The organism is Methylophaga sp., from assembly GCF_965655755.1.
In the GTDB taxonomy this organism is placed as follows: Bacteria; Pseudomonadota; Gammaproteobacteria; order Nitrosococcales; family Methylophagaceae; genus Methylophaga.
The window spans coordinates 27,283-37,097 of sequence record NZ_CBFHHW010000023.1 but is presented as its reverse complement, the minus strand read 5'-3'; the positions used below and the strand labels follow the sequence as shown (position 1 = coordinate 37,097).

At 49.5% G+C, this 9,815-nt stretch carries 10 protein-coding genes; 2 read left to right on the top strand and 8 right to left on the bottom strand.

What is annotated here, in order from left to right; all coding sequences use genetic code 11:
* The 5 genes from ACTF5U_RS08745 to hemC form a co-directional block, all read right to left on the bottom strand.
* A partial coding sequence (locus tag ACTF5U_RS08745; protein WP_438971247.1) for a monovalent cation:proton antiporter-2 (CPA2) family protein occupies nt 1-1,055 on the bottom strand: 1,055 nt, incomplete at its 3' end.
* A 9-nt stretch (nt 1,056-1,064) separates the two neighbouring features.
* Entirely contained in the window at nt 1,065-2,267 is a 1,203-nt protein-coding gene (locus ACTF5U_RS08740; protein WP_438971246.1) for a heme biosynthesis HemY N-terminal domain-containing protein, read from the bottom strand.
* The gene (locus ACTF5U_RS08735; RefSeq protein ID WP_438971245.1) at nt 2,264-3,286 is read right to left on the bottom strand and encodes a uroporphyrinogen-III C-methyltransferase; all 1,023 of its coding nucleotides are present in this window, start codon (nt 3,284-3,286) and stop codon (nt 2,264-2,266) included. The genes ACTF5U_RS08740 and ACTF5U_RS08735 overlap by 4 nt, the downstream gene beginning before the upstream one ends.
* A 1-nt stretch (nt 3,287) precedes the next feature.
* Nucleotides 3,288-4,034: a uroporphyrinogen-III synthase gene (locus ACTF5U_RS08730; protein ID WP_438971244.1), complete on the bottom strand. Its 747-nt coding sequence runs from the start codon at nt 4,032-4,034 to the stop codon at nt 3,288-3,290.
* Entirely contained in the window at nt 4,024-4,953 is a 930-nt protein-coding gene (hemC, locus tag ACTF5U_RS08725) for a hydroxymethylbilane synthase (protein WP_438971243.1), read from the bottom strand. Before hemC ends, ACTF5U_RS08730 begins: the two co-directional genes overlap by 11 nt.
* Before the next feature lie 123 nt (nt 4,954-5,076).
* Here hemC and argH point away from each other — a divergent pair, with 123 nt between their 5' ends.
* Both argH and fldB read left to right on the top strand, forming a co-directional pair.
* Nucleotides 5,077-6,459, top strand: a complete 1,383-nt coding sequence (gene argH, locus ACTF5U_RS08720; protein ID WP_438971242.1) for an argininosuccinate lyase — start codon at nt 5,077-5,079, stop codon at nt 6,457-6,459.
* A 171-nt stretch (nt 6,460-6,630) separates the two neighbouring features.
* Nucleotides 6,631-7,146, top strand: coding sequence for a flavodoxin FldB (fldB, locus tag ACTF5U_RS08715; RefSeq protein ID WP_438971241.1), 516 nt, complete (start codon nt 6,631-6,633; stop codon nt 7,144-7,146).
* A gap of 76 nt (nt 7,147-7,222) precedes the next feature.
* On the opposite strand, the gene ACTF5U_RS08710 is transcribed toward fldB, so the two are convergent.
* Genes ACTF5U_RS08710 through ACTF5U_RS08700 form a run of 3 tightly spaced genes read right to left on the bottom strand, consistent with a single transcriptional unit; the run spans nt 7,223 to nt 9,575 of the window.
* Nucleotides 7,223-7,576, bottom strand: coding sequence for a DUF3325 domain-containing protein (locus tag ACTF5U_RS08710; protein WP_438971240.1), 354 nt, complete (start codon nt 7,574-7,576; stop codon nt 7,223-7,225).
* Nucleotides 7,569-9,272 carry a PepSY-associated TM helix domain-containing protein gene (locus ACTF5U_RS08705; protein WP_438971239.1) on the bottom strand — a complete coding sequence of 568 codons (1,704 nt, stop codon included), beginning with the start codon at nt 9,270-9,272 and terminating at the stop codon, nt 7,569-7,571. Before ACTF5U_RS08705 ends, ACTF5U_RS08710 begins: the two co-directional genes overlap by 8 nt.
* 9 nt (nt 9,273-9,281) lie before the next feature.
* Nucleotides 9,282-9,575, bottom strand: a complete 294-nt coding sequence (locus tag ACTF5U_RS08700) for an iron uptake protein (protein ID WP_438971238.1) — start codon at nt 9,573-9,575, stop codon at nt 9,282-9,284.
* Between the last annotated feature and the right edge of the window lie 240 nt (nt 9,576-9,815).

The following is a 9,815-nucleotide window of genomic DNA, read 5'->3' as shown; positions in this document are numbered from 1 at the left end:
ACGCCGGAAGCGGCTGCAAAGCCAAATAAAACAAAACCAAACTCCCCACTTTGAGACAACAACACACCCGTTTGCAATGAAATATCATGACGTGCGCCGGTCACCCGAGCAAGCAGATACACGACCAGTGTTTTCAATAACATCAGACCGATCGTCAATAAAACAATATCGAGCAGACGCTCCCAAAGCAGGCTGAAATCAATGCCCATCCCCACCGTCATAAAGAACAGACCCAACAAAATTCCTCTGAAAGGCAGGATATCGGCTTCTATCTGATGCCTGTAGTGTGATTCCGCCAGCATCACACCAGCCAGAAAGGCGCCAAGAGCCATTGAGAAACCTACGCTTTCCATGATCCAGGCAACCCCCAGAACCAAAAGCACAGAAACGGCAATAAAGACTTCGGGATCCTGACTAGCAACAATCCGCCCCAAAACAGGGTTTAGTAAATAACGACCGGCAAACAATAAGGCGATAATGACCAGAATCGCATAGACCGGCTTGAGGCTTGGCTCCATCATCTCCGAGCCACCACCAGCAAAATAAGAAACCAAAGCTAATAGCGGTACAACCGCGATGTCCTGTAACAGCAGTACTGAAAATGACATACGCCCCATTACTGTCGAAATACCACCCCGCTCCGCCAGTAATTTAAGGCAAAATGCCGTCGACGATAACGCCAGACCAAAACCGATTATCACGGCACTTTTGTTTGAAATACCAAGCCAGATAGCAACACCGTATATCAGACCTGCGGTAATCAAGACCTGACCCAGCCCAAGGCCGATAACCATCTTGCGCATTTGCCAGAGTTTGTCGGGTTTAAGCTCAATACCGAGCACAAAAAGTAGGAAAATGACGCCAAATTCGGCTAAATGACGAATATCTTCAACTTCGGTAATAACACCAAAGCCCCAAGGCCCCACAATGACACCCGCGGTCAGATAGCCAAGAATCGCGCCCAGACGTATCTGATGGAAAAAAGGAATAATGACAACCGTCGCCAGCAGCAATGCCAGAATATCGAGCAGGTAATGTCCGCCAGCTTCTTGCATATCAGCTCTCTATCTTCTGCTACCTGTAACCGGATGCAGCATCAGGTCCAGGCCTTTTTTGTAGGTTTCTGCGGCAGCATCACGCTGCTGCTGCGCTATCTGCACTTCTGCCAGTGCTTGATACGTTTCACCGCGAGCGCCATTCTCTATACTGGCATGTAAGTATTCTTCCGCCTTGGTCCACAAATCACAGGCTTTAGCCAGACGACCCAGCGTTAGTAACAGCCAGGGGTTATCTTTTTTACCTTTAAGCCACTTCTCGGCAATGGCAAGTCGTTTCAATAAATCACCACACGCAATATGGCCATACTGATACACCAGCTCATCACTCCAGTCTTTACGTAAGAATTGTTCTATCAACTCGACAGCCTGCGCTAACTCGCCTTGTTTAATTAAACCCGCCACATAGGGTCTTAGCATCGCTTCTGTCTGACGCATGCGGCTCGGTGATTTTTCCCATACCCGTGCCATTTTGGTCCAGTCCTGCCGACTCAGGGCTAACTCTAATTGGCCCACAGCAGCTTCCTGATCCAACGCAGTGACTTCTGACGACTCCAGAACATGACGCTTACGCAGGTCAGGTAACACCTCCTGCACTTCCTGCCATTGCTCCATATCCTGATACAAGGTTTGTAACTGCTGTAAAACATAAGGATGTTTTGGTGCAACTTCACGCAAGTGCTGCAAGGTCGCAAGTGCTTGCTCTTTTTGACCCGCAGATAACTGTAATTCTGCCTGTACAACGCCGACGGCAATATCAGCGCCTTCAGTCGTTTCATGGGCCAGACGAAGGTAATTATCTCTTCTGTCCGGTGCATTTTGTTTCTGTGCGGCACGCGCTGCAGCGAGATAATGCAGTAACGGTGTTTCACTATTGCCCGCATGCCTAACCAGAACACGCTCTGCTTCTGCCCAGCGACCTTCTTCGAGGGTGATCAAACCTCGGGTTAGAGCTTGACTTGCCCGTTTATGACGCTGCGCCTGTTTCCACGCAGACAAACGGGTAGGTGATTGTTTCACCAGAACCAGACTCCGTAACAACAGGTAACCAGCGACTAACAACAAAATAAAGGCTGCCGATAAAACCACTAGAGAGGTTTCCAGACTCCAGCTGCCGTATTGCAACAACACAAAACCGGGCTCAAAATCTGCTGCCCAGATAAACGCGGCGCCTAGCGCCAGAGCAATTGCAACGATGAGTAAAATTTTCATCGTTGATACTCCTTCAGCCAGTTCAGAGAGGCTGAGATGTCAGGAATCGCAATATTGATCTGTGTCTGCTGGAGTTGCTCAAGGGTGCCCAGCATCGCATCACGCTCATCACCGGTAAAATATCGCTCTAACCAGGCAATGGCGGTTTCCAGACTATGTTTATAGCTGGCCGTATCAGCATTCAGCAGCGCCAGACGCGCACTTTCCAGTTGCAAACGCAGGTTCTGATAGAGGAAATAGCGTTGTTCCGGCACCAAAACAGCGGATTCGCCACTTTGATCGTGTCGAATAACCACCAGAGAACGAATCTGCTGCCACACATCATTCACGGCTTGTTTCCATGTCGCATCAGCAACCGGTTCATCCATTGTCATTGCTTCGTTCGCGGTCACTTCAGGACCTTTGGCGACACGAAGTGTGTTAATACGGTTTGCAGCAGTCTGTAACTGAATTGCCATGCCGGAAATATCGACATTTGCCAGCGCATCCAAAGCCATCATATCTTCAGCGATCAATGCTCTCAAAGGATGCAGACGGTAATCAGACAGGTTTTCTAATTGCTGGTCAGCCATCTCCAATGCCTGTTGTGCACCTTGCACATCGTGTGCGAGTAGAGCGCGTTGGTTGGCTATATTGAGTAAATACTCAATCTCCTGGAGTGCCCATTTCCTGAGCATATCCGTATTGGAGAGTTGTTCGCGTGCCAACAGTTGGCTTAGTTGCTCACCCACTTGCTCCTGTTTCTGCTGAACCGTACCAAGCTGATTCTGGCTTTGTCGGAGAGAGAGTGCCAGCGCTTCAGTCTCGGCAACAAGTTCGCTTACGTTTTCCTGTTGCAGTTGTTGGCTTTTTTGTAACTGTTGATACAGCCACCAGCAACTGACGGCAGATATTAGCAACACTAAACTGATAGCCAGCCATAACCATCGGTTGGCTGAATGGTGAGAGGGTTCTCCGCTGACAATTTCAGCATCCTGAACGTTGTCATCTATCTGTTGTTTTTCGTCGTTGTTTGCCATGCTAATTATCCATTTCGGTCAACATTTGCAGTATTGCTCGATCACTTGCGTCTGCACTCACGGCAACATGACTGAACCCAACCGACTCAGCATGTGCTTTTATCCTGTCACTCACTACAATTAATGATTTTTTGAGTAAAACGTCAATGTTGTTACTCAAAATCTGAGTTAAATTATCAAGCCCTGTCACGCTGGTACAGACCAATTTGTCCGCCAGCAACGCCCGTTCCTGGCTTGTTTTATCGTGCACTGCCCGATTACGCCTGTAAACTTCCACGTACTTTATTTTAGCACCTCTGGAAATAAGGGTTTGAGCAAGCAACTCGCGGCCACCGACACCTCTGATGATAACTATTTTACAACCTTCCACATCCTGCATCTCAGGCATGGTTAACAGACCATCTGTTCCTGATGAGGTGAGCGGCTGACAATGCACGGGTATCCCTGATTCCTGCATTGCTTGCGCCGTACCGGCCCCCACCGCTGCAAACTTGATATCCCGCGGTAAATCCTGTTTCCAGCCAGCTACAAAACTGGCAACCGCATTACGACTAATAAAAATAAGCCAATTTATCTCTGACCATTCAGGCATCGCCCAGTCTGAAACCGGTAGCTTCTCGATCGTAATCACCGGGAATAAAATAGCTTCTCCACCGGATTGTTCGATTAACTGAGCCAGTTGAGCAGACTGTTGTTCCGGTCGGGTGATCAATATTCGCTGACCATTCAGCGAAGACTTAGTCACCATAGACATCAGCGAGAATTTTATCGGCGCCCTGCTTCAACAAATCTTCGGCTATCTGGATACCCAACTGTTCAGCATTGTCGGCCGCGCCGCGGACTTCAGCATAAAGTGTATTGGTTCCATCTGGTCTGCCCACCAGACCACGCAGCCAGATCTGGTCACCTTCCAGCATGGCATAACCGGCAATGGGTACCTGACAACCACCGGATAACCGTCTGTTTAATGCACGCTCAGCAGTCAACACGATCGCGGTCTGAGTACAATGAAGCGGAGCAATTAAGGCGTTCATCTCAACATCATCAATCCGGGTTTCAATACCCAATGCACCCTGCCCGATTGCTGGAAGACTCTGCTCCGGTGTCATGGCGCTACGGATGCGATCGTCAAAGCCCAATCTTTGCAAGCCGGCCATGGCAAGAATAATCGCATCAAACTGTCCTTCATCCAGTTTGCGTAACCGCGTATTGACGTTGCCACGTAAAGGCAGCACTTCCAGATCGGGTCGGTAAGTACGGGCTTGACACTCACGACGCAGACTAGAAGTACCCAGGCGTGCTCCTTGCGGTAAATCATCAATGGTCTGATAGTGATTGGAGACAAACGCATCATGTGGATCTTCGCGATTACAAATCACTGGTAAATGCAGGCCTTCCGGAAACTCAACCGGTACGTCTTTCATCGAATGCACCGCAATATCAGCACGACCATCAAGCATGCCTTGTTCTAGTTCTTTAACGAACAAACCTTTACCGCCAACTTTAGATAATGGTGTATCAAGAATGATATCGCCCTGCGTTTTCATTTTGACTAGTTCGACTTCCAAATCCGGATGCAGAGCCAGCAAACTGTCTTTGACAAACTCTGCCTGCCAGACAGCAAGAGGGCTGTTACGGGTAGCAATACGTACTGTTCTATTACTCATCGGTTGCGGTCACTTTCACTTATATAATGGAAAAACATACCTGATTCTAGCATTTTCACGCCTCATCTCTCGACTAAGCACGTTATAATAACGACTGTTTTCAACGTCCTGATCTGAAGAGCCATGACAAACAACAAAAAACTTTCATCTGCCCGACTGACACAGCCTACTGACAAATTTGTAGAGGAATTCACCGCCTCTGTGCAATTTGACCAACGCATGTTCCGTCAGGACATCCGTGGCTCAATTGCCCATGCCACGATGTTAAGTGAAGTCGGCGTGCTCACCACCGAAGAGCGCGATCAGATCCTTGACGGTTTAGAACAAATCGAAAAAGAAATCGAAAACGACGAGTTTGAATGGTCGATTGCACAGGAAGATGTGCACATGAACATCGAAGCCCGTTTAATCGCGCTGATCGGTGAGGTGGGTAAGAAATTACATACCGGTCGTTCACGCAATGATCAGGTTGCGACTGACGTTCGTCTCTATTTGCGCGATATGATCCAACCGCTTCGCGGCGAATTGAATCGTCTGCAAGAAGCCTTACTGGACGTGGCTGAACGCGAAGCCGACACCATCATGCCCGGTTTTACCCATCTGCAAACGGCACAACCCGTCACCTTTGGTCATCATATGATGGCCTGGTATGAAATGCTGGTACGTGATGCAGAACGACTCGATGATTGCGAAAAACGGGTGAACTCTCTGCCACTGGGGGCGGCAGCATTGGCGGGTACAACTTTCCCAATCAATCGTGAAATGACAGCGAATTTACTGGGGTTTGATCGGATCTGCCAGAATTCGCTGGATGCTGTCAGCGATCGTGATTTTGCGATCGAATTCAACAGTTTTGCATCCATTCTGATGATGCACTTATCCCGTTTTTCTGAAGAGCTGATTATCTGGTCGTCAGCGCAGTTTGATTATGTGGATTTGGGCGATGCCTTCTGCACAGGCTCCTCAATTATGCCGCAGAAGAAAAACCCGGATGTACCCGAATTAATCCGCGGCAAAACCAGTCGGGTATACGGCAATATGTTTAACCTGCTGACCTTAATGAAAAATCAGCCCTTGGCTTACAACAAGGACAATCAGGAAGACAAAGAACCACTGTTCGATACCATCGACACCTTGCTGGGTTCGCTCCGTGTCTATGCCGATATGATGGGTGCTATCACCGTCAAGGCTAGTAATATGCGCCAGTCCGCGCTTCGTGGCTATGCAACCGCGACCGATTTAGCCGATTATCTGGTACGCAAAGGTACACCCTTCCGCGACGCCCACGAAGTGGTCGGTTTATCTGTCGCTTACGCAATCAAGCATCAAAAAGACCTTTCTGCATTAGAATTAAGTGAATTGCAGCAATTCAGCGATCAGATCGACGAAGATGTATTTGATGTCCTGACACTGGAAGGCTCAGTGGCAGCCCGGGATCATCTGGGAGGAACAGCACCAAGGCAAGTGCGAGCGGCAATCAAGCGAGCTCGTCAGTCCCGCCTTTAGTCGTCTTTTGAATTTCGTTTCAACTTCACTGAGTATCGAGCAATACTCGACTCAGTGAAGCCACTATCCATTCTTTCATGATCAGACTTTAAACCACCCATTAATGTATTGAATTCCTATATGTTAATAGATATCATTTGCATTACTCATTAACGTATTAAGGATCGTTCCATGATCGCCGTGATTTATGGCTCAACCACGGGCAATACCTCTGATTCTGCAGAGAAAATTCAGGAAATAATCGGGGAAGAAGAAGTCGAGCTGTTTGATGTTGAGGATGTCGGTTTAGACGCAATAGCCTATTTCGATAATATTATTTTTGCGATTCCAACCTGGGATTACGGCGAAGTACAAACAGACTGGCAGGCTGTCTGGGATGAAATCGACGAGGTCGATTTCACGAACAAAACCGTCGCCTTTTTAGGCATGGGTGACCAGCATAGCTATCGAGAATGGTTCCAGGATGCAATGGGCATGTTGCACGACAAAGTCACCGCTCGGGGGGCTACTATTATTGGTCACTGGCCGGCCACAGGCTATGAATTCGACGCGTCCAAGGCTCTGACTGAGGATAAACAGTTTTTTGTCGGACTGGCGCTGGACGAGGATTGCCAACCGGAGCTGACAGAGCAACGCCTCAATGACTGGTGTGAAATGATTCAGGAAGGCTTTTTAACAGCGGCCTGAACGCATCAAATCCAAGTAACCTACCAGAAGAGTTTGACGCACATCGCACGCTATTTTTAACCGGCATCTCCTGCTATCAAGATGACTGTCTTGCCGTGCGTCTCATCAGGATTTTATCCGCCACCAGCGGAGGGCAGAGTAAACGCAGCATCACTGGCCGACGGCTCAGCACCATCGCTACCATCATCGCAGCAAACGCTTGAAACATCACCCAGACCAGTACCGCCATTGACGGATGATCCGCCTGGAAGCAAAACACCGCGGATAACAGTAGAAAACTCCAGCCAAGCATTTTCTGCCGGCGAACAGCAACGTGCTGAAGTTCCACTGGGAATACGTGCTTCCTGTGAGTCTGAGATGTCAGTGCCAGCCAGCCCATGCCTGCCAGGGCAGCGATCGCTGCGGCTATCAAGCACAATGCTTCAATCATCTGCATTCACCTGTTTACGACGCTTGCCACCTTTATTCCCCTTCGTTTGAGCGCGCTCGGCTGCCATAAGCTTGCGTGCAGCATAGGCTGCAATACCTGCTGTCGCTATCAGGCTTAAATCCACACCGGCCACAGGCCAGTATGTATCGGTGAACAGCGTTTTGAAGAGATGATCGCCGGTCGTTATCCAGTTCGACACCACCGCACTCAGACTGAGTCCCGCCAACACCCAGGCCTGTTCTCGCCAGGCTGGGTTACGGCGAGCCTGAGCCACCGGTGCACTGCGCCAGGATGCATGCAAGAAAGCAAGCCCCCAGACGGACCAGAAAACCGTTTGCTCCCACTGTCCTTTGCCTACCAGATCGGCTGGCAACAGTCGGTTGGCTACCAGCATGCCCACAGCGGCTAACACCATACCCGTCACGGTGGTCACCGCCATCGCATCAACAAGACGGCTGCCCTGACTGCCCGTTTTGGCATGTTTTGCCTTGCGTTTTTCCACAAACAGAACAAAACCGGTCGCTATACAAATGGCGCCCAGCAAGCCACCAAACACATATAGCCAACGCAGCAGCCAGTGCTCAAAGTGTTGTAAATGCAGGCCGGTCAGGAATTCATCGATAGAGGAAACCACACTGCGGGGCGGATCTTCATGTATGACGTCACCCGTACTGGCTTTGAAATGAATGCCCTCTCCCACCAGCGCAACATGATCACTACCAGCCCGGTAAATGCTGACGTAACCGTTTTTATCGCCTAGATGATTCATATACAGATAGCCGACCTCACCTGGCATATCACGCTCAGCCCAGCGGCGTTTGGCTTCTGACACCATAGCATCAACGGAGGCTATCGGTGCCGCTACGCCGGCCTCTTCATGGGGCAGACCGGTCCGCTGCGCTTCCCGTTTTTCATGTTGCTCATGCAGTGGCTCGAGAGTGGTATGTGATACCGGCAGGTAGACATTGCTGGCAAAAATCACCAGCGCGGTAAACGCAAAGAAAAAATGGAATGGCAGCGCCACAACGCCAGTAACATTGTGCAAATCAAGACTGCTGCGCAGAACATGCTTCCAAGGTCGGAAAGTAAAGAATTCGCTGAAAAGCTTACGGTGAATGATCACACCAGTAACCAGTGCTGCCAGCATCACCAATGCAGCAAGACCCACAATCCAGTACCCCAGCATCATCCAGTTAAGATGCAGATTGAAGTGCATGGGATAAAACCACTCACTACCGATTTTCAGCGCATCATCACTGAGCATTTCACCCGTTCGGGGATCGATGGTGCCCCGAGCGTGCACATGCAAATGATCATCGGCAGGGTCTTTCGGCTCGTTGGAAATGCCAAACTCGCCCCCCACCCTGAGCACCGGATCACGATGCGTGGTGTAGGCGTATAGCGATTCCAGCTCCATCTTCTCAGGCGCCGGTAAAGGCCCGATAACCCGTCGGGCCGTCGCTTCCATATCGACCGGATCCGGCTGCAATTTCTCGAAGAAAACCGGTTTAAGCACTTCGTCAAAAGACGGCATCGGCTGAGGTTCAAAACGGGTTTCCGGCACCGACCAACGATCGATTTCGCGGTCAAATACCGACAATGTGCCGAAGAAAAAACAGATCATCAATACAAAGCCCAGCACCAGACCCATCCATGTATGGACCCAACCCATCGACATGCGAAAAGAATTAAACATCAAGTGCTCCTAACCCAACAGGCTGTTTTGCAATAACTGGGCAATGGTCATCATCAGTGTCGCTCCACCAGCCAGCACCAGCCAGATCCGGATCATGCTTGCTGCAGCAAAAGTCCACAGAAATAGGACGAGGAACACCAGAAAGGCGATCAGTGACATGCCGGTTTCAGCTTCATGAAAATTGATGCCCATCGCCACCATGACCGCAATCCCCAGAGCCGTGATCGCCCAGGTGAAGGCATATCCGCCCACAATGGCCGCGATAATTCGATTGCCTGTCTGTAAAACAGTACGAGAAATCATGTTTTAATCCTGTAAGTCATGCGTTTATTACTGCATGTTTAAGCTTCATCAACCACAGCCGGGCTCGTTCAACAGCAACGTTTTTGCTACATACCCCTAACGGCCCCTGTCTCGCAGGGCGGGTTAACAAGGGATTGTCAATTGAGAGAAAGCCAACAGTGCCAAGAGACAGACTTATATATTAATGAGATACATTATCGTTTTAATTCCGTTTTGACAATATCTCGAATGGCACGAATG